We start from the raw sequence: 18,610 nt of genomic DNA on the forward strand, positions 1-18,610 counted from the left end.
GCCGGTTGCGTACGCGCTGCGTACGACGCCCCGCGGGGCAACCGGCCCGCAGTGACGGTCAGTCCATACGGCGCGGCCCGCCGAGCAGGTTGGTCTCCGCTTCCGTGGGCTGGGTCATGACGAACTGGTGGCCGTCGCGCGAGCACCACAGCATGGCGTTGTCGCTGAGCGTCGGCAGTACCGCACCGACCTGATCCGGCAGCCGCATGATTCGCGTCACAACCTCCGCCTCCTCGGGCGAAAGCCGCTGCAGACCGACCAGATCGGCACGGCCGAGCATCTGCGGCGACCGCGGCCCGAGGAACGGCAGCACGGTCAGCACCGACTGCCAAGGGCTCGGGGCCAGCTGATTGCGCGGCGGGCGTGCACCCATGTCCCGTACGACCAGCACCGGGCTGGAAACCGACGGTCCCTGGGGCGCGATCTGACGCACATCGTGGACGGAGACGCACTGCTGCCCGCCGCCCGCCGCCTGCGCCATCTGCCCCCAGGCCGGCGGCCGTGCCGTCTCGACCGCGACCCGGGCGCCGGTGGCGACCGTACGCAGCGCCAGAACCTGCGCCATCCACATGCTGCCGACCAGCGCGATCTCCAACGGCGCCGGCCGCAGCAGGCTCAGCACGGCGGGCTGGTTCTGCGGGTCGATACCGATGATCACGCCGTCGTCACCGACCGGCAGGGTCAGCGAGGCGAGCGACTCGGCCGTCAGGACGTGCGGGCTGCGCCGCGGGCCGCGCAGGCCGAAACCGGGCCGGGGCTTCGGGCCGGTCGGACCCGAGTGATCCTCCTCCGGGCGGGGCTGGTGCGAGAGCCGACCGCCGCCGGTGACGGCGCCTCCGATGGGGGGATTGCGCCAGCCGTTCCCGCTGGTGTTGACGCGGGGCTGGTAGGTGGGAGAGGCCATCAGCGGGTACCTCCGAGGGGAAGCGTGGCCAGCAGGCCGGGCAGCTGTTCCCGGTCGAGCCGTACGAGCCCCACCTTCACGGAACCGGAACGGCGCTCCAACTCGCTCTGCGCGGCGGAGAGTTCGTTCTCACTGCGGGTGGAAAGACGGATGTATCCCGAGATGGCCGGGGCGCGGCCGCTGCCGTGCGTGGCGGTCAGCGTGAAGGTGCTGGCCATCGCCCTGGTGCTGGTCAGCAGCTGGGTGACGGCCGCCAACGGGGCGCCGCCCTGGCCGAGCTGGGGCCACCGGCCGATCCAGTACGTGGAGTGCCAGCGGTCGTCGCAGCGCATGGCCCGGGTCGTCTCCTGGGTGCGGCGGGCCGCCCGGCCGTCGCGCCCCATCGCCCCGTTGGCGGCCCGCGGGCTGACGCACACCGCGGTACCGATCGCGGCCACGATCTCGCGCTCGGCGAGCACCTTGGCGCGTACACCGTGTGCGGTCAGCCGGCTGACGAGCTGGTCGGCGGCGCGCAGCAGCGAGCGCTTGGCGCCCTCCATCCCACCGCCGCGGGCCTCGATCGCCTCCGAGCACAGCTCGGGGTCGAGCTTGAGCGCGATCCACGTCAACTGCAGCGCCGGCGTCTGCGACTGGGCCTGCAACGGCGCGTACGAGCGGGCCGCGACGGCCTGTTCGGGCAGATGCGGCGCCGGCGCGGGCTGGGTGTACTGGACGAACTGCACCGATTCGAGGTGGATGTCCTCGATGTCGAGCGCGGTGTGCAGCACATCGAGCGGCAGCATGTGGCTGCCGCGCTGCGGTCGCAGCGGCTCGTCACGGGCGTCCACCTGGACGAGGGCCGTCAGGAACGTCCCGTCGCCGACGAACCCGATGGCGCGCTGGTCCGCCTCGGTGGTGAAGTCGTAGGTCTGCAGCGCCGGTTCGCACTCCACCACCGGCGCGAACGCGGGGTCCACGCCCTGCGTGGCCGCGATCGCGGCGGCACTGTCCTTGCCGCGGCGCTTCATGGCGCGCACGGTCGTGATCCACTCCGGCAGCGGAATCTTCCGCCGGCGGCCGAGCGCGAAAATGACCAGCACGGCCGCGATCACAATGGCCGCGGTCAGCGCGGCCGGGTGGATCGTCCAGCCCACCAGCACCAGCGCCGCGGCGAGTTCGATGATGGCCAGCTGCTGGACGCGCACCCCGCCGATGGTGCCGGCCTGTTGGCGCAGCCGCGGTGCCACCGGACCGGCCGGACGGGCCGCGGAATCCCGGCCGCCATTTCCTCTGTTGCCCGAAGCTGTACCGTTTTGGCCAGCATTTCCCGCGTATTGCGGGGCAGCGGAAGGCTGTTGCTGCTGTTGCCGCCCATTGCGGCGTCGAGCCCTGGTGGCGCTGGACATCCCCCGGCCTGCTCCTCTACTGGTGGTGTGGCCCTCTAGGCGTATCGGGTCGCCCGTTGAGACTGGTGCGTTGGAAGGTGGCACCCGTACCGTACGGGTCGATCGACACACGGCATAGTAGAGGGCGCTACGGCGTGAGTGCCGGGGGCGGTCGATGTGGATCCAACACGCGGGGAGAGAAAGCAACAATGGCATCACGTCGGGACGAGCTCAATGCGTATTCGTTCGCTCGAAAGCGTACGAATGCGGCATTTCTGAAGCCGCTGCCGAACGGTTCGATCGAGAGTGCCCCCAAGCCGCTCAAGGCGGTGGTGCCGAGCATCGCCGTGGGTGTCCTGATGCTCGTGGGATTCGGCGCCTGTGGCATTCTCAAGCCGGTTGCGCCACAGGGGTGGGACGAGATCGGGAAGAACGTCATCGTCGGGGACGAATCCACCACACGTTACATCGTCCTGAAAAGTAAGGACGTCAACGGCAAAGACCAGAAACTGCTGCATCCCATCCTGAATCTCGCATCCGCCCGGCTTCTTATCGACCCCAAGTTCCAGGTCGTCAAGGTCAAGGAATCCGAGCTGGACGGAAAGCTCCCGCACGGGCCCGCCCTCGGTATTCCGTATGCGCCCGACCGGCTGCCCAGCGCCGAGGACGCCGACAAGCCGAAGACCTGGGCGGTGTGCAACCGCCCCGGCGCCAGTGCCAACTCCAAGCCTCAGCAGGCTGTCTTCGTCCTGGCCGACAAGGACAAGAAGCTCGTCGAGGACAAGGGCAAGCTCGACATCCACCAGGCGTTGTACGTCGAGGACCCCGAGGGCAAGAAGTGGCTGGTCGACCACAACGGCATGGCCTTCGGGTTCGACTCCACCCGCATGGGATGGGCGCCCAGCGGGGGCAAGGAAGAGGGCGACGCCGTCCTGCGCCGCATCATCTTCGGTTCCAACGTCACACCGCAGAAGGTGTCGAAGCAGTTCATGGAGACCGTCATCCCCGCCCCGGAGCAGCTCTCCATCAGCATGCCCCAGGTCGACGGGGCGGGTGCCGAGACCAGCGCCCCGAAGGTCCCGCAGAAGGCCAGGAAGGTCGGCTCGATCCTCGAGGACAGCTCCGGTCAGAAGTACGTCGTGGAGAGGGACGGCGTCGAGCAGGTGACGGACTTCGTCGCGAAGCTCCTGGAGGAGGGCGCCAACGCGAAGAAGCTGAACCTCGACGGTTCGCCGCTCACCCCCGTTCCGATCGCCGCCGGCAGCATCGACCCGAAGACGGATGACGCGGGGAACCAGACGACCTTCCTGGGGAAGGTGTTCGGCGACATCGACTCGCCGTGGCCGTCCGAAGCCCTCTCCGCGGCCAACGACTTCGCCCACGGTTCCCAGACCGGCGGCCTGGTCACCCCCACGGCCAACGGCGTGTCCTGCAGCGTCTACAAGGGCACCAACAACAAGTACCCGGGCGGTGAGGAGAAGCAGCTCGGTTACCCGAACGGTGTGCCGGACATGCAGACCTGGGTCGGCAAGGACTACCCGGCCAAGCTCGCCAGCGGCGCCAGCTCGTACGTCACCCCCGGCAGCGGCCTGCTCTACACGGAGGCGCCCACCCCCACCGCGAAGAGCGGCAGCCTGTTCCTGGTCACCGACACCGGACTGCGCTATTCCATTCCGCGGAACAACGACAGCGCCGGCAAGGCGGGCAGCGACAAGCAGGAACTGGATCAGTCGAGGCTCCACCTCGGCTACGGGGGCACGCACCCCCCGCTGATTCTGAAGGCCTGGTCCAGCCTGCTCTCCGAGGGTCCGTCGCTGGACATCGGCAGCGCCAAGAAGCCGCAGTCGTCCTGATAGGAGCGAGGGCCGCGCCGAGGTCCGGGAAGGGCTATCGGCGCGGACCTCGTCGCGCCCTGGATTCGCGCACCATAAATTCACCGTACCCATCCGGAACGTTCTCGGTGCGATCTTCGCCGCGCTCCGCCGCGCCCGGTCCTGACCGATAGCATCACTTCTGTCCGTTTGCATGGAACAACGTTTCAGCGACGGGTAGTTGACAATGTTGTGATCCCGTCACAAGAACCCTCCCCCTGTTGGGAACAGGCATATGGAGTGGTTAAAGTAGCCAAAGGCGTCAGCAGGAGATGCCTACCGCGCGAGCGCCTGTGGGGGCATGCCGCGGTACGACGTACGAGTCTCATGGGGGACGTTGACTATGGCTGGTCAGCAGTACACAACCACCGAGGAGGAGATGGTCGCGTTCAGCGGCAAGATCTCCTCGGTCAACCAGTCGATCCAGGGCGAGATCTCGCGCCTGAACACGGTCGTCGACACCATCACGTCTGGTTGGAAGGGTGCTGCGGCCTCCTCGTACAACCAGCTCCAGTCCCAGGTGAACGAGGACGCCAACCGTCTCAACCAGCTGCTGGGTGAGATCAAGGAAGCGATCGACGAGACCACGAAGAACTACTCCGCTTCCGAAGAGGAGCAGGCCCAGTCGATTTCGCACGTCTCCTCCTCGGCTTCCCCGTTCGGATGATGGGGCCGCGCCGCTGACCGCGGCGCAACGGCCCAGCCGCCGCAGCCCGGGCCCGTCGGACATCTCCGCCGGCCCGCTGCGGCATGAATCGACCAGGCATCATCTACTCCTGAGGAGACACCATGTCAGGCCAGATCCTCGTTAATTTTGCGACGATCTCGCAGGCGAGTTCCGACGTGCGCGGTACTGCCAACAACATCCGGCAGCAGCTCGACGACCTCGAGTCCGGCGTCAAGAAGATCGCCGCCAGCTGGGAAGGTGCCGCGCAGGAGGGCTACCAGGCCCGCCAGCGCGAGTGGGACCAGCGCGCCGCCTCCCTGCACTCGACGCTTGAAGCCATCGCCAAGGCGCTGGACCAGGCCGCTCAGAACTACCAGGCCACCGAGCACAAGAACTCCGGTATCTGGGCGGGCTGACCCAGCGTCGGCACAGTTACGGATGGCGATCGGCTGAGCAGCCCCGACGGCTCGCACAGTGGTCAATGAGGGCGAGCGCGCTGCACCGGTGCGCTCGCCCTTCTGCCGTCCACCTGCACCCTCGCCTTCACCCTCTCGTCCCCCGCCCCTTCCGCCACACATGGAGAGCAGACAACCCGTGGGATCTCGCGCCATTGGTCACCGAGCCGGGCACCGCCGACGAGCGGCGGGTGCACTGGTCACGGCGGCGTGCATTGCCGGCCTGTCGTGCGGCACGGCCGCACCGGCGATTGCGGACCCGAACGTGCCGCTCAACAGTGGCGAGTGCAAGTTCGGCGCCGATGACATCAAAGAGACCCCTTGGTCGCTCCAGCGGCTGCTGACCAAGCAAATGTGGGCCCAGTCCAAGGGAAAGGGTGTCCGGGTCGCTGTCATCGACACCGGCATCGACGCGGGCAATCAGCAGATCAAACCCGCCATCGGCAGCGGCGGTAAGTCCTTCGTCCACGGCAAGGCGACCGACGACAAGGTCGGCCACGGCACCAAGGTCGCGGGCATCATCGCCGCCCAGCCCAAGTCCGGCTCGGGCCTTGTCGGCATCGCACCCGCTTCGACGGTCATCCCGTTGCAGCAGACGAGCGACGAGAAGGCCGGAGACTCCGTCAGCCTGGCCCAGGCCATCGATTACGCGGTCCGCCTGAAAGTCGACGTCATCAACATCTCCCAGGGTACGGACGCCAGCCCGGACGAGCTGGGCCCCCTCCAGGCAGCGATCCAGAAGGCCGCGGCCAACGACATTCTCATCGTCGCTTCGGCCGGCAACGACGGCGCGAGCGGCAAAGAGAAGAACATGTACCCCGCCTCGTTCCAGCAGTACGACAACGTGCTGTCCGTCGCGGCCTCGGACCGCAACAATGAGCGGGCCCCCTTCTCCCAGCCGGGTGAGCGGGTCGACATCGCCGCACCGGGCGTCGACATGGTCTCCACCGTCCCCGACGGCGGCAACTGCGTCGACCAGGGCACCAGCTTCGCCGCACCCTATGCCGCGGGAGCCGCGGCCCTCCTGATCGCGAAGCACAAGCACGACCCCCAGCCCTGGACCCCGCGTGAGGTCATCTGGCACCTGGAGCAGACCGCGGAGCGCGTCCGCAAGGCGGCGGACCACAACATCGGCTGGGGCGTCGTCGACCCGGTGGCCGCCCTCAACGACGACACCAAGCCCACCGCCTCACCCAAGCCGGACAAGCCCTCCAGTGCTGGCGGCTCCAACATCCAGCCGGCCGCCGTGACTTTCGGTGAATCACCAGAGGAACGACGTGCCCGCATTTCCATCTACATTGTGGGCGGCGGACTTCTTGCCGTCGCCGCGGTCGTCGGATCCTCGGTCGCCATCCGCGACTGGCGCCGCAAGACCGGTTTGAAGACTCACGGGGAGGCCAACCATGGCTAACGATTCCTACCGCGTTGATCTTGACAGACTCGATGAGGTCGTCAAGAAGCTCAACAACGTGCTCAAGGACATGCAGAGCGCCTCGGGCAAGGCGAAGAGCGGGACGCACCTTCCGGAAGGCTCGCTGGGCAAGGGTTTCGCGGAGGAAGGCGAGCTGCGGCAGACGCATTCCGATATGAAGACCTTCATCGAGACGGACGTTCTCAAGAAGCTTGAGGATTTGATCGATGATCTCCAGAAGAAGACTTCGAAGACTCATGGCGCGTATCAGGACCAGGAGCAGAGCACGAGCAATGCGATGAAGAACGGTCAGTCTTCATCGCACAACAAGTACTCCTGAACGACGGCAACGAGCTCGCAGAGGAAGAGGGGGCAGGGGCGTGGGTAGTTACGCGGACAACAAGTACGCACCACAGGACAAGTGCTATGCCATCGAGAACACCACGAAGTTCTACAAGATCGACTTCACGTCGCTGAAGGCCATGGTGGCCGATGCGAAGCCGGAGACGGTCGCCGGGGTTGCCCACGCCTGGGGACAGGTGCACAACTCGATGGTGGTCGACGACGGAGGTGGCATCCGTGCGTATTTCGACAAGGCCATCGACGAGGTCCTGCAGCACTGGGAGGGTGCCGCCGCGAAGGCGTTTCGTGAGCGCGCCAAGAAGATCAGCGAGAGCATCGGGAACGGTGCTCTGTACGCCAAGAACGTGAGCGAAGGCGTGAGCCGCGCACATGAGGCGCTGAGCGCGTACAAGCAGCACCTCGATGGCATGGAGATGCCTGACTGGGGCGACCGCGCCTGGGACTGGGCTACGGACCACGTCGAACGCCAGGACAAGAACGCTGACGCGCAGCTGGCCAGTGGCAAGAGCGCGACCCAGGTCGTTGAGGACAATGAAGACGACCTGTCAGCGCAGAAGGAGACGCAGCTGAAGGCTGCGGCGACCATGGAATATCTGGGGGCTGCCTACCGGACCAATGCGGCAGCTATCGGAAAGCCGCGCGGGAGGGTTGACGAAGACTCGTCCAGCATCCCGCCGCCGGACAACCCGGGTATCCCGCCGGTTCACTACCCCTTGCCGGCAAGCGTCACCAAGCCCAAGGGAATGTCGAAGGGCTCGATGAAGCCCATGGGGCAGGGGCCTGGATTCTCGAGCGACGGGCTGAAGACGCCGGGGATCAGCGGCGGTATCGGGAACACGATGCCGGGCCAGGGCTCCTTCTCTCCGCATGTGGGCACGGGTCTTGACAGCTTGACTCCTTCGCAAGGCGGCGTGGGCACCGGCGGAGGTGGCGGAGGCGTCGGAGTTGGTGGTGGCATCGGCACCGGAGGCTTGAGCGGTGGCGCCGGTGCCGGCGGTGGCAACGGCGCCGGCCACGGTGGACTTCCCGGTATGCCGGGCGGCATGGCCGGTGGCGCTGGTGGCCGTACGGGTGGGGCCACGGGCGGCGCTGGTGGTCGTACCGGTGGAGCCGCTGGTACAGGGGCCGCCGCCGGACGTGGTACCGGTCGTGCCGGCATGCCCGGTATGGGTGGCGCCGGTGCGGGGGGAGCCAAGGGCGGCGCCAAGGGTGCCGGGGGAGCTGGGCGTGGCGCTGGCCTCGCTCGCCAGAAGGGTGGCCTCGTCGGCGGCGGCACCGGAGGTAAGGGAGCCGGCGGCTCCCAGGGCGGCTCGGGTCTGCACCGCAGCCGTGGGGGCGCCGAGTCGGGTGCCGCGGCTTCTGGTAGTCGTCGTCCGGCCGGGATGCCCGGGGCGCACGGTATGCACGGAGCCAAAGGGAAGGGCGACAAGGGGCAGAACGGCGAGCGCCCGGACTACCTGGTCGAGGACGAAGAGACGTGGACGGCCGAGCGCAATGTGGCTCCGAAGGTGATTGAGTAGCTAGCCTTCGGTCGTGACAACGGCGGAAACGAGGTGGGCCCGCAGTCCTTGGGCTGCGGGCCACAACCTGTTGAGGAGAGGTGTTGCAGCATGAGCTTCACGCGGACGCTGCGTGCGGTGGGTGGCGTAGCGGTGGCAGGAGCCCTGCTGTTCACCGCCGCGCCGACCGCTTCGGCGGACTACATCAGGGACGGACAATGGGCGCTTGACGCGTTCAATCCGCAAAAGGTGTGGAAAGAGTCGACCGGCAAAAACGTCATCGTGGCGGTCATCGACTCGGGTGTCAACGGAGATCACGTCGATCTCAAGGGCAATGTGCTTCCTGGGAAGAGCTTTACCGGCGGGGGCGGAACGGCAGATCACGAAACCGGTGATGATCACGGTACTGCCATGGCTGCTTTGATCGCGGGCCATGGACACGGCGCTAATCACGCCGATGGAATCATGGGGCTGGCGCCGGATTCGAAAATTCTCCCCATCAAGACCAATGAATTTGGCGCCGATAATGGCATCGATGGCCCTATCCGGTATGCGGTTGATCACGGCGCAAAGGTCATCAACATGTCTTTTGCCGGTGCCTCTCTGAACGACCAGGAAAAGAGTGCTGTCAGCTACGCCCTCAAGAAGGACGTGCTGCTGGTTGCTGGTTCCGGTAACAATGGCTCCAACAAGCCTCTTTACCCTGCTGCGGCGCCTGGTGTGCTGGCTGTAGGGGCGGTGGCGAAGGACGGTAAGGTCCTTGCTCGGTCAAACTATGGCCCCCACATCCGTTTGATTGCCCCGGGCGAGAAAATCTATTCCGCCGGCACTTCCGCGAAGTATCGGCAGGCCACAGGCACATCCGATTCAACGGCCTACGTATCGGCAGCCGCAGCCCTCGTCCGGTCGAAGTTCCCGGACCTCACCGCAGGTCAGGTCGCCAATCGCCTGACGAAGACGGCGATTACCCCGGATGGCAAGACGGGCATCACGTCTCCTGATCCCAAGTACGGCTACGGAGTGATTCGCCCGTACCGTGCCCTTTCGGAGAACGTTCCCGTCGGGTCGAAGAACGGGCCGCTCACCATGCCGAAGGACACACAGCCTTCCGCCGGTGCGGGTGCGGATGCGCCCGGGGAGAATCCTTCGGCGAGCAGCGGTGACGAGAAGAGCGGCGTGAGCCCCATCGCTATTGCCGGTATCGCTATCGGCGTGGTCGTCGTTCTGGGGATTGTCATCGGTGTGATCGTCGCCAAGAAGAAGCGCCGCAATGGTCCGCCTCCTGGTGGTACCGGCTTCGGTGGTCCGAGTGGTGGTGTGGGAGTTCCCCCTCAGTATCCGCCCGGTTCCTACCAGCAGCCGGGTCCTGGTGGGTACCAGTCGGCACCGCCCAATCACCCTCCTCGTCAGTGAGGACGCACGTCTGGTGAGCTCATCCGGCGGCATGGATCAGGGAGTGTCGTAGCAAGATCGCAGCCAGCGATGGAACCGCAGTCATCAACTGCGGTTCCATCGCTGTTTTGGTCCGAGTATCCGAATGAGCCGGCGCCTCATGGGGTGGGTGGTATGCCGCACGCTCTCCGTCCGGTCACCGGCCGGTAATCACCACTGGGTGGGTGTAGTTCACGGCAATGGCAAGGGGTTCAAGCCCGTGGGCTTGAACCCCTTGCCATTGCCTCGGATTGCCGCGCTTCGGTACGGAGGAGTGGCTCAGCCGAACACCGACCGGACCTCGTCCGTCACGTCCTGGTGGCGGGTAGCCGCGCCGCCCGTGTGGCGGTCGGCATGGCGCTGTGCGTGGTCCAGGCCGCGGTTGGTGAGGTCTTCCTTGGCGTGGTCGATGTAGGTGGTGGGGTCGGCGAGGCTGGTGACGCCGTCCTTGTAGTCCTGGGCGCCTTCCTTGATGCCGTCGACGTATTCGCCGGCCTTTTCCTTGCCGATGTCGGCGGTTTCGCCCCAGTCGACGCCGTCGCGGGCGCCGAAATGGCTTTCGATGCCCTGCTGGGCGACGTTCTGGGCCATCTCCGTGGCGGCCTCTTGGGCCTTTGCCTTGCCCTCTTCGACGATCTTGTCCTTGGCGATTTCCTTCGCCTGATCGACGACCTTGTCCTTGACGGTCTCCTTGACCGTCTTCTTGACGTAGTCCGCCGCGATCTTGCGGGCTTCCTTCGAAACGGCCTTCTTCGCCATCTTCTTGATGGCATCCATGGTGGCGTGCTCCATGGCCTTGGTGGCCGCCTCCATGACCTCGCGTTTGATCTTGTCGAGGATCTGGCGGACGATCAGGCGGGTCGCCTGGGTGGCGCCTGCGGCGCCGATCTCGGACAGGCCCAGGGTGAAGGGCGCAGCGGCCTGTGCCGCGATGATCTCGGCGGCCAGCATGACGAGCTGGGCAATGACGGCGATCTTGCCTGCGAGAACGGCGATGGCGGCCGCATCGAAGGCGACGGCGATGACCTCGGCCGCCGCGGCGGCGTCACGGAGATAGTTGTCCCCGCTGTCGCCACCGCCGGAGTAGGAACCCCATTCGTTCGAAAAGCCCTCGATCGCCTCTCCGGAGTTGGCGGAGACGACTTCATTGGCTGCCGAAGAACCTTGGGTGGACGCTCGATTGACCGATTCGGCGAAGTTGCGCCAAGTCTGGGCGCACTCGTGGAGCTTGTCCTCGTCGGCATCCGGCCAGTTGTAGCCGAGCAAGTCCAGGATCCAAGCTACCTCGCTTGGCAGCGTCAATGACACAGCGATCGTCCCCCGTGCAGTTGTAGCCGATTGCGGAGCGGAATGGCGTTGATGAAAGAGCGGGTGAGAGGAGTGGCGGTGGCGGGAATTCCGCCGACAAGGGGCTCGGGCGGGGCTTCAGGGGCCGCGGCACCCGGGCTCACGTGGGGCGGGCGGGCCGGGCGTCAGATGGCCGGGCGGCCGACCGCGCTGATGGTGTGGATGCCCTGCTCGTCGGAATCGGTGTACGAGCCGGCCATGTTCTGGAGCTTGTCGCCGATGCTTTCGAGGCGCTCGCCCAGGGAGTCCATCGACTCGAACATGCCGTCCCTGATCGGCGTGTAGATCGTTTCGAAGATGTCGCCGAAGTCGCAGTTTTCCCAGGGGCTGCCGAGGCCTTCAAGGTCGTCCTGAAGCTTCTTCGACGCCTTGGAGAAATCGCTGCCGATGTGGACGAATGCGTCGCCCTGTGTGCGCAGCACATCCGGATCGACGTCAAATGCCTTGCCTGCCACCCTTGCCCCCGTTATGCGGTATGCCCCGCAGATACTTGTCGCATCCTTGATGACCCATACATTAGGCGATCTGAAGGCGGGCATGTCAAGGCGAGTCGTGTGGAGGGAACGTGGGCATCCCGCTGCCCAACCTCAGGGAAATTTGCGGGAATTGACCCGCCTGCGGCATTGGTGAATCTTGCGGACGAGGGGGCGTGGCGTCCCCGGCCGACCTACTGAAAGGGCAGGTTAAATATTGGTACGCCGTTGGTCAATCATGTGGAGCCCTGGGGTGGGGAGGAGGGGCGGCGCGGCGGTCGGACTCGGCGGGGTCGTACGCGGCTGGTTGCGGAAAGGCGGCTTCGCGGTCAATGACGGGTGACTGCCGCGTCAACCTGGTGCGTGGGGGAATGGGCCGCAGGGGTGGGCGTGGCATGTTGACGGCCGCAGGCGCATGGATGAGGCAAGGAATTTGATCGGGTGTGTGGTGAGGAGGCCGGGGTGGCCGAACGGGCCCGGGCGCCGGATGAGTTGGGGCGCTGGGGGAGTGGGGCGGACCTGCGGTCACGCGTCCCGTAGCATTCCCGCTCATGGACGCACCCGGCATAGAAGAGCCCCTCCCCGAGAATCGCGTGGGGCTGACACCTCGTCAGGCCCGTCGCATACGCATCGTCCTGGCCTCGGTGCTGATGGCCGCGATGGCGGGGGTGCTCGTGGTGCGCCTGGCGTCGCGTACGTCGGTGCTGGTGGTCGGCGTGTACGGGGCCGCGCTGGTGCTCTGCGGCGTGGTGATCGAACTCAGCCGGAACGGGCGTACCCGCCTTGGCACCTGGCTGCTGGGCATCGGCCTGGCGGCCGCACTGGCCGCGGACTGGCTGTTGCTGCCCTGAGGGTGGGGAGGGGGCGCACCGCCCCGTGGGGCTGGTGCGCCGACGGCCCGGGGCTCAGATTCAGACCAATGGCGGCTCGGGAGCCGACCCCGTACTCGGGAACCCGCCCCCCGAGCCCCGAGTAGCCCCCGCCCGGAACCCGCACCCTCTCAAGTAGCCCAGCCCCTCAGAACAACCCATGCCACATCTGCTCGATGACCAGCGACCACCAGTTGCCGTCGTCGTCCAGCGCCCAGGAGTCGATCGCCGCGATCTCTTCCTGGAAGGTGGCGACCGCCGTACCTGCCGTGTACGGGTCCATGCCCTGCATCTGCCGGCGCGTGGTGACCAGCAGTGCGAGCGAGCGCAGGTATGCGGAGAGGGTGCGGTTGACGAACCGGCCGCCGCCCGAAGACGGCTGGACCGCCCAGACGGTGCCGACGAGGCCTTGGTTCTGTTCCGGAGCGGTGCACTGCACGGCGAGCGTGTAGAGCCCGTCGGTGCCGATCCGGACGTAGCCGGCGAGGGTCTCCAGGGTCTGTTCGCGGGCTTCGGTGCCGGTTTGGCCCAGATAGGTCGCCACGTCCGTGAACAGTCCGCCGGCAGGCGGCGATTCGGGGCGGTCGGCGGTGAAGAAGTACGGCACCTGGGCCGGCAGCCCGCCCCAGACCAGCGTGTTCTTCGTGGCCTCGGGGAGCTGGGTCGCGGCGAGATCGTCGGCGTCCGGACGGCATACGCCCTGGGGCCCGAAGACCTCCACAAGGTGCTTGCCGAGTGCCACATCCCGCATCGGCGGCGCGGCCTCGACACGCTGCGGCACCGGCAGCCGGTGCGGTCGCGGCGGTGCCTGCCGGCCCGCCAGCTGGTGCATCATCTCGACGTGCCGCACCAGCCCGGCGACGCCTTCGGCGCGCTCCTCGGGACGCATGCCGTAGCCCTCGGTGCAGGAGAACGTGGCGTTCGCGAAGGTGCGCAGGATGAAGTCGCCGGGGTAGCCGCCGGGCAGCAGGGCCGACCGCAGGTCGGTGTGGACCGCGCGGACGTCCGCGGGGTTCACGCCCAGCCGCTGCAGCTCGTCGTAGAGCTGGTACTCGGCGGGCGGCTGTCCGGGCGCCGAGACCCGGGCGAGGCTGGTCTCCTCACCGGTCGACGGGTCGTTGTAGGTCGCGACGGCGGTGTTGCCGGGGCCGGTGACGGGCCGCTCGGCGGGCGCCGGCGGGGCCGCTTCGGCACCCGCGCCCTGCTTTTGCCGGTACATCCGTACGACCTCGTCGGCCGGTACCGACGGCCACACGGTCAGCTCGCCGGACGCCCGGTCGACGACACCGCAGGCGGCGCCGACCTCGGCGGGCGGGCGCCGCTGTCCGGTCTGCGGGTCGATCTCCGGGGGCGGCGGTACGGCCCACACCACCCAGCCGAGGTCGAACTCCTGCATGGCCACCTCCCGCGGCGGGCCCTGATGGCCCTCGGGATTGAGCCAGCGGGCGGCGGTGGCATGTGCCTGCGCCTGGGTGATCACGAGTGGTCTCCTTCGAGGCCGTCGGAAGCATCGGAGTCGGCGGCACCGGTCCGTTGGGCCGGCACGGCGGGGGCGGGCGCGGGCGCCGCGGCGAGGATCTGCCGGGCGGTCACACCGCGCGCGGTGGCGACGACCAGTACACCGTCCGGCGAGAGATCGGCGCCGGTGAGCGGGGTGTCGGAGAGCAGCGCGGCCACCACTTCCTCGCTTGCGCGGGCCCAGACCCGCAGATAGTCGGCGCCCCGGCTGAGCCCGAAGGGCGCCGCCGCCTGGGCCTGTTCGGACGGCAGCTGCACCTGCGCCGGATCGGCGTCGATATACCCGGGACGCAGCAGATCGTGGACCAGGAGCGCCCGGCCGCCGCCCTCGGACGCCTCGCCTTCCGAACCGGGCACCGGACGGGCGCCGGGCGTTCCCTCGGGGACGATGAAGGCGGCCACGGGGCGAGGGGCGCCGGATGCCGGTACCGGCCCGGCGGCATCGGCCGTCGTGCCGTCGGAGCCCTGAGCCGCCTCCGCCGACGCCCCCTCCGGGCCCCCGGCAGCGTCCGCCGTCGCGCTCTCCCCGTCCTGCGGGGGCAGGGAACCCGTCGTCACGGCGCGGACGCCGACCAGCGGCACGCACCACAGCGTCCGCCACGGCAGGGTGAAGCCGAGCGTGTGCAGCGCCTCCGCGTACGGCGCCAGTCCGTCCTCGACGAACGCGGACTCCAGGAACGCCGCCCGCAGATCGGCCGGCGCCTGGGAGCGGGTGAGCAGCGGCGCGGTGCGCAGGTACGTACGGGCCGGCGCGCCCAGCTGCTCCAGCGGTACGGCCTCGATCGCGGCCCGCATCGTGACCGGGTCGGCGTAGGCGAACAGGCCGGGGTCGGTGAGGAGTTGGGGGAGCAGACCGGCGTCGAGGGTGTGCCCGGCCAGATGGTTGCGGATGTACGGATCGGCCTGGGACCAGTCCTGCTGGGGCACCGCTTCCAGCAGCGCCATGGCGATCTTGGTCTGGGCGTCGCGGATGTCCGGCAGACCGGAGCGGATCTCCTCGGCGATGCCGGGGTGCATCAGACGCAGCAGCGTACGGCCGCCGTCGGGATCGGGGTCTGCCCCGCCGTCGTCCGCGGCGTTGTCGCCGCCCCCGTCCTCGTCCCCGTCGCCGTCCTCGTTCCGGGAGGGCTCGACCGGCTGGACGAACGGCGCGGCCAGCAGCATGCCGTCGGCGAGGTCCTGGCTCATGTCCCGTCCGGCGACGGCGCTCGCCAGCGCACCCCACAGCCGGACGGGCAGCCCCTCGCCCTCGGCGAACGCGAGCGGCGCCAGCATCAGCCGCAGGGTCTGCGGATCGGCGCCCAGCCGGCGCGCATGCAGATCGAGCGCCTCGCCGACGCTGCCGGGCAGCAGGGAGGCGTCCGCCGGGTCGAAGCCCTCGGGCTGCAGGAGCAGCGACTGCACGGCGAGCTGGACGGTCAGCCGGTTGCCGTCCGCGCGCGCCGCGAGGGCCTCGGCCAGCGCGCGGCGGGCGGACGGGTCGGTGGTGTACGGGAGTTCCGGTGCCCCGGCGTCGGGGTTGAGCGCCGTCTCGGCGTGCCGTACCAGGCCCTTGGGGTCGGCCCACTCGGCCGCGTCGAGATCGATGATCTGCACCTGGCCGTGCGGCAGCGAACCGGCGAGCTCCGCGGCCAGTTCGCGCGGCACATCGGCGACCAGCTGAACCGTTTTGGTGGCGGCGAGCGGCTTGAGCACGTCCTGGACGACGCGCGCCGGCTCGTTCGCGGCGCGTACCGGGCCTGCCTGATCGACATCCGGCACCACAAGGGTCACCGGCTCTTCACGAGCGGCGAGTTCGGTGAAAATGTCGTCGGTGCGGTCGGCGCTCAGTCCGAAATGGTCGGAGATGAGCCACAACAGCTGCGCCGCGGTGCGCCCCACGGGGCTCGGTACGGCGGGTGCCGGGAGATCCGGGGGCACCGTCGCCGGGTCCAGATCATCCAGCGGCAACTGCTTGCGGTAGCCGGGATCGCACATCATCAGGAAGCCGGTGACCAGGCGGGAACGTCCGCTGCCCGGGTTTCCCGTGAGCACGATGACGCGCGGCGCACCGGGCCACCGCATCCGCCAGGCCGCGAGCGCGCGGAGCACGGCGGTGCGGCCGCCGACGAACGGATGCGGTGCGTATCCGGCCGCTGCGGCATTTCCTTCGCCTGAGGCGCTCATGGCTTCCTCGTCCCCCATCAATCCCGCCTCCACCTTTGTGGATTCCTGCGTGTACCGGCTCGATCCTATGATCCGGGCCGCGCGCAGGGGATGGCGCGGGGTGGGCTGTGCCGGAACTGGAACACGCAGGCCGGGGCCGGTGTGCGGACGGTCGCACCGCAGGACGGGCGGGACGAGTGTGAAGTGAGTTGCCCCTGGGGTCCGATGTGGAGAAATAGAGATCACCTTGTGCGGAAAGAAAGCAGATCCGTGGGATTGCTCCGGCGGTCGATCTGCTTTCTTCCGTATCGGCTCTCCGGACCGTTCGACCGGACTTCGGCGAGAGAAAAGGGTGACAGCCCGCCGAACTGCCGATTCGAGGGAGTGGCCGGCGCGGACCGCCCGCGCGGTGACCGGGTCAGTCCCGGTGTCCGCCGCTCCTGCCGCCGCGCCGCGGGGTGGTCACGATGTTGCCCGAAGGGCCGTCACGCTCGGCGCGCTCCTCGTCCTCCTTGGCCTCCTGCTCCTTCTGCCAGGCGGTGAACTTCTCGCGGGACTCCTCGCGTTCGGCCATGGTCTGGTTCTCCGCGGTCCGCCGGATCTGGTTCATCCGGTCGCCCAGCGCGTCCATGTACCCCGGTGTCTCGATGGCGTCCTTCATGCCGATACGCCCGGAGAGCACCTCCTTGGCCATCTCCTGGAGCTTGCCGCCGACATTGGGGTTGTCCGCCAGGACCTTCAGTGCCTTGCGCAGCCGGTGCGCCTGCTCCGGATCCTGGGCGACGTCCAACAGGTCCTCGTCCTGGATCTGCCGTTCATTGCTCATGTCTGCCCCCTTGAACGTGATGGCACAGCAACCGCGTGTGCGGCACCGGCGTCCTGAGTCTAATGACGGGTGTGAACGGGGCGTCAAGGCGGGGGTTGTCGGTATTGCCGGATATTGCTCCACGGTTATTCCGCGGTCCGCCGCCCGGCCGCTCCGCAGAGGGCTTCGGGCCTATTGCGGGTGTGCTAGACCTGAGGCGATGTCGGCAGGTAGCTGTCATGCAATTCGGGGAGAAATGATGTCCGATGAAGTCCGGCTCAGTACGGAGGAGTTGCACAAGCTCGGTGCGACCTTCGAGATACGCGCGGAAGAACTGAGCCGGCAGCTTGCCGCATTCAGGCGGCGGGCGGACGCCGAGGCCCTGCGGGACGGATTCGGCAGCGACGAGGCGGCCCGGCCCTACCGTGACCTGTACGAGCAGGCCGAGCAGGCGCTCGTCCAGCTGCAGCAGCGCCTCGCCGAGGTCGGCGGGGGTATCAAGGAGACCGTCGCGAACGCGCAGGCGGCCGAGGAAGAGCTGGCCGAGATGATGCGGAGCGTCAAGTGAGCGAGCGAGGCAACCCCCGGGCCCTGCACGAAGCGGCCGACGGCTGGCGGGAGATGGGCAAGCACCTCGACGGCCTCGTCCGCGATCTGGACCGGCACGTCGGCACCGCGGCCGCGGCCAACTGGCACGGCCCGGCCGGTGAGGCGTTCGCGGGGGAGTGGCACCGCCTCAAGCGGTCCGTCGACGAGTCGCTGCCGGTCTTCGAACTGGCCGCCGCCGACCTGGAGACCGCCGCCGCGCAGCCCGCCGACGACAAGGGCGAGAAGGACCACGGCGCGCCACCGGTGGACCACTCCGCAAGCGGCGCGCAGTCGTCCGGCCCCGGGACGGCCTACGGCTTCATGGCGCTCGGCCAGCTCGCCAACGGCCTCGGCGGCGCGTTCGGCAAGCGCGGTGGCGGGGGCGGCCAGGGCGCGCGCCCGCCCGTACGGCAGGAGTGGGCCACCTCCACGGCGGCGCACGGGCCCGACCCGTTCGGCCCGGCGCAGGACGGCGACGCCAAGACGCGGGGCGGCGAGGGCCTCGCCAAGGGCGTACGGAGCCGGCCGGGCGGCGCGGAGGCGGAGCAGGGCCACGAGCGGGACCCGAAGGCCGGGTCGCAGAAGAAGGGAGCGGCCGCCACGTCCGCCCCCTCGGCCGCCGAGCCCGCCACTCCTGCCGCGGCGGCCGGCGACACCAAGCCCCGGGGCGCCGAGGCGTCCGGCGGCGAGGCTCCCGGCCAGCCGGGGCCCGACGTCACCCAGCACGGAGCCTTCGGCTGACCCCACCCCGGCCGGCACCGGCACGGACGTACCGGGCACACAGACGAAACGGCGGTGGGGGGGCCCCCCCCCGGGGGGCGCCCCCCCCCCCGGGGGGGGGGGGGGGGGGGGGGCGGGGGGGCGCCCCCCCCCCCCCCCGGGGCCCCCGTGGCCCCGCCG

At 68.6% G+C, this 18,610-nt stretch carries 17 protein-coding genes; 10 read left to right on the forward strand and 7 right to left on the reverse strand.

Annotation, left to right across the window (positions count from 1 at the left end):
- Nucleotides 1-58: 58 nt before the first annotated feature.
- Together ACGFWI_RS32300 and eccE are read right to left on the reverse strand one after the other, a co-directional pair.
- Nucleotides 59-904, reverse strand: coding sequence for a hypothetical protein (locus ACGFWI_RS32300; RefSeq protein WP_393909593.1), 846 nt, complete (start codon nucleotides 902-904; stop codon nucleotides 59-61).
- Nucleotides 904-2,130, reverse strand: a complete 1,227-nt coding sequence (gene eccE, locus ACGFWI_RS32305; RefSeq protein WP_393909594.1) for a type VII secretion protein EccE — start codon at nucleotides 2,128-2,130, stop codon at nucleotides 904-906. The genes ACGFWI_RS32300 and eccE overlap by 1 nt, the downstream gene beginning before the upstream one ends.
- Nucleotides 2,131-2,477: 347 nt before the next feature.
- On the opposite strand from eccE, the gene ACGFWI_RS32310 reads away from it, so the two are divergent.
- The 7 genes from ACGFWI_RS32310 to ACGFWI_RS32340 all read left to right on the forward strand — a co-directional run bounded on the left by ACGFWI_RS32310 (nucleotide 2,478) and on the right by ACGFWI_RS32340 (nucleotide 9,947).
- Nucleotides 2,478-4,121, forward strand: a complete 1,644-nt coding sequence (locus ACGFWI_RS32310; protein ID WP_393909595.1) for a type VII secretion protein EccB — start codon at nucleotides 2,478-2,480, stop codon at nucleotides 4,119-4,121.
- Nucleotides 4,122-4,482: 361 nt separating this feature from the next.
- Nucleotides 4,483-4,806: a WXG100 family type VII secretion target gene (locus tag ACGFWI_RS32315; protein ID WP_382978398.1), complete on the forward strand. Its 324-nt coding sequence runs from the start codon at nucleotides 4,483-4,485 to the stop codon at nucleotides 4,804-4,806.
- Between the two features lie 122 nt (nucleotides 4,807-4,928).
- A complete protein-coding gene (locus ACGFWI_RS32320; protein WP_030991969.1) occupies nucleotides 4,929-5,222 on the forward strand; it encodes a WXG100 family type VII secretion target in 294 nt (97 codons plus the stop codon).
- A gap of 304 nt (nucleotides 5,223-5,526) precedes the next feature.
- Nucleotides 5,527-6,672, forward strand: a complete 1,146-nt coding sequence (gene mycP, locus ACGFWI_RS32325) for a type VII secretion-associated serine protease mycosin (RefSeq protein ID WP_393909596.1) — start codon at nucleotides 5,527-5,529, stop codon at nucleotides 6,670-6,672.
- Nucleotides 6,665-7,012 (forward strand): hypothetical protein, encoded by a 348-nt coding sequence (locus ACGFWI_RS32330; RefSeq protein WP_393909597.1) that lies wholly within the window; start codon nucleotides 6,665-6,667, stop codon nucleotides 7,010-7,012. The genes mycP and ACGFWI_RS32330 overlap by 8 nt, the downstream gene beginning before the upstream one ends.
- Before the next feature lie 40 nt (nucleotides 7,013-7,052).
- Complete coding sequence (locus ACGFWI_RS32335) at nucleotides 7,053-8,555, forward strand: hypothetical protein (RefSeq protein ID WP_393909598.1); 1,503 nt, start codon at nucleotides 7,053-7,055, stop codon at nucleotides 8,553-8,555.
- Between the two features lie 90 nt (nucleotides 8,556-8,645).
- Nucleotides 8,646-9,947: a S8 family serine peptidase gene (locus ACGFWI_RS32340; protein ID WP_393909599.1), complete on the forward strand. Its 1,302-nt coding sequence runs from the start codon at nucleotides 8,646-8,648 to the stop codon at nucleotides 9,945-9,947.
- 297 nt (nucleotides 9,948-10,244) lie between these two features.
- Here ACGFWI_RS32340 and ACGFWI_RS32345 read toward each other — a convergent pair whose 3' ends face one another.
- Together ACGFWI_RS32345 and ACGFWI_RS32350 are read right to left on the reverse strand one after the other, a co-directional pair.
- Nucleotides 10,245-11,273 (reverse strand): PE-PGRS family protein, encoded by a 1,029-nt coding sequence (locus ACGFWI_RS32345; protein WP_393909600.1) that lies wholly within the window; start codon nucleotides 11,271-11,273, stop codon nucleotides 10,245-10,247.
- Nucleotides 11,274-11,437: 164 nt separating this feature from the next.
- On the reverse strand, nucleotides 11,438-11,767 hold the full coding sequence (locus ACGFWI_RS32350) for a WXG100 family type VII secretion target (RefSeq protein ID WP_393909601.1): 330 nt from the start codon (nucleotides 11,765-11,767) through the stop codon (nucleotides 11,438-11,440).
- A 569-nt stretch (nucleotides 11,768-12,336) separates the two neighbouring features.
- On the opposite strand from ACGFWI_RS32350, the gene ACGFWI_RS32355 reads away from it, so the two are divergent.
- Nucleotides 12,337-12,636 (forward strand): hypothetical protein, encoded by a 300-nt coding sequence (locus ACGFWI_RS32355; protein ID WP_393909602.1) that lies wholly within the window; start codon nucleotides 12,337-12,339, stop codon nucleotides 12,634-12,636.
- 166 nt (nucleotides 12,637-12,802) lie between these two features.
- On the opposite strand, the gene ACGFWI_RS32360 is transcribed toward ACGFWI_RS32355, so the two are convergent.
- The 3 genes from ACGFWI_RS32360 to ACGFWI_RS32370 all read right to left on the reverse strand — a co-directional run bounded on the left by ACGFWI_RS32360 (nucleotide 12,803) and on the right by ACGFWI_RS32370 (nucleotide 17,143).
- Nucleotides 12,803-14,134, reverse strand: coding sequence for an SUKH-4 family immunity protein (locus ACGFWI_RS32360; protein ID WP_393909603.1), 1,332 nt, complete (start codon nucleotides 14,132-14,134; stop codon nucleotides 12,803-12,805).
- Nucleotides 14,131-16,338, reverse strand: coding sequence for an ATP-binding protein (locus ACGFWI_RS32365; RefSeq protein ID WP_393909604.1), 2,208 nt, complete (start codon nucleotides 16,336-16,338; stop codon nucleotides 14,131-14,133). The genes ACGFWI_RS32360 and ACGFWI_RS32365 overlap by 4 nt, the downstream gene beginning before the upstream one ends.
- A gap of 397 nt (nucleotides 16,339-16,735) precedes the next feature.
- Entirely contained in the window at nucleotides 16,736-17,143 is a 408-nt protein-coding gene (locus ACGFWI_RS32370; RefSeq protein WP_393909605.1) for a hypothetical protein, read from the reverse strand.
- 238 nt (nucleotides 17,144-17,381) lie between these two features.
- On the opposite strand from ACGFWI_RS32370, the gene ACGFWI_RS32375 reads away from it, so the two are divergent.
- Together ACGFWI_RS32375 and ACGFWI_RS32380 are read left to right on the forward strand one after the other, a co-directional pair.
- The gene (locus ACGFWI_RS32375) at nucleotides 17,382-17,690 is read left to right on the forward strand and encodes a hypothetical protein (RefSeq protein WP_393909606.1); all 309 of its coding nucleotides are present in this window, start codon (nucleotides 17,382-17,384) and stop codon (nucleotides 17,688-17,690) included.
- The gene (locus ACGFWI_RS32380; protein ID WP_393909607.1) at nucleotides 17,687-18,451 is read left to right on the forward strand and encodes a WXG100 family type VII secretion target; all 765 of its coding nucleotides are present in this window, start codon (nucleotides 17,687-17,689) and stop codon (nucleotides 18,449-18,451) included. The genes ACGFWI_RS32375 and ACGFWI_RS32380 overlap by 4 nt, the downstream gene beginning before the upstream one ends.
- Nucleotides 18,452-18,610 lie beyond the last annotated feature (159 nt).

Origin of the sequence: Streptomyces sp. NPDC048434 (genome assembly GCF_043200375.1) — a bacterium.
In the GTDB taxonomy this organism is placed as follows: domain Bacteria; phylum Actinomycetota; class Actinomycetes; order Streptomycetales; family Streptomycetaceae; genus Streptomyces.

Excerpts from the sequence above, each read along its gene's own strand:
- ACGFWI_RS32355 (WP_393909602.1), top strand. The coding sequence starts at position 12,337 with ATGGACGCACCCGGCATAGAAGAGCCCCTCCCCGAGAATCGCGTGGGG.
- ACGFWI_RS32370 (WP_393909605.1), bottom strand. The coding sequence starts at position 17,143 with ATGAGCAATGAACGGCAGATCCAGGACGAGGACCTGTTGGACGTCGCC.
- ACGFWI_RS32315 (WP_382978398.1), top strand. The coding sequence starts at position 4,483 with ATGGCTGGTCAGCAGTACACAACCACCGAGGAGGAGATGGTCGCGTTC.
- ACGFWI_RS32375 (WP_393909606.1), top strand. The coding sequence starts at position 17,382 with ATGTCCGATGAAGTCCGGCTCAGTACGGAGGAGTTGCACAAGCTCGGT.
- ACGFWI_RS32300 (WP_393909593.1), bottom strand. The coding sequence starts at position 904 with ATGGCCTCTCCCACCTACCAGCCCCGCGTCAACACCAGCGGGAACGGC.
- ACGFWI_RS32340 (WP_393909599.1), top strand. The coding sequence starts at position 8,646 with ATGAGCTTCACGCGGACGCTGCGTGCGGTGGGTGGCGTAGCGGTGGCA.
- ACGFWI_RS32320 (WP_030991969.1), top strand. The coding sequence starts at position 4,929 with ATGTCAGGCCAGATCCTCGTTAATTTTGCGACGATCTCGCAGGCGAGT.
- ACGFWI_RS32330 (WP_393909597.1), top strand. The coding sequence starts at position 6,665 with ATGGCTAACGATTCCTACCGCGTTGATCTTGACAGACTCGATGAGGTC.
- ACGFWI_RS32310 (WP_393909595.1), top strand. The coding sequence starts at position 2,478 with ATGGCATCACGTCGGGACGAGCTCAATGCGTATTCGTTCGCTCGAAAG.
- ACGFWI_RS32365 (WP_393909604.1), bottom strand. The coding sequence starts at position 16,338 with ATGAGCGCCTCAGGCGAAGGAAATGCCGCAGCGGCCGGATACGCACCG.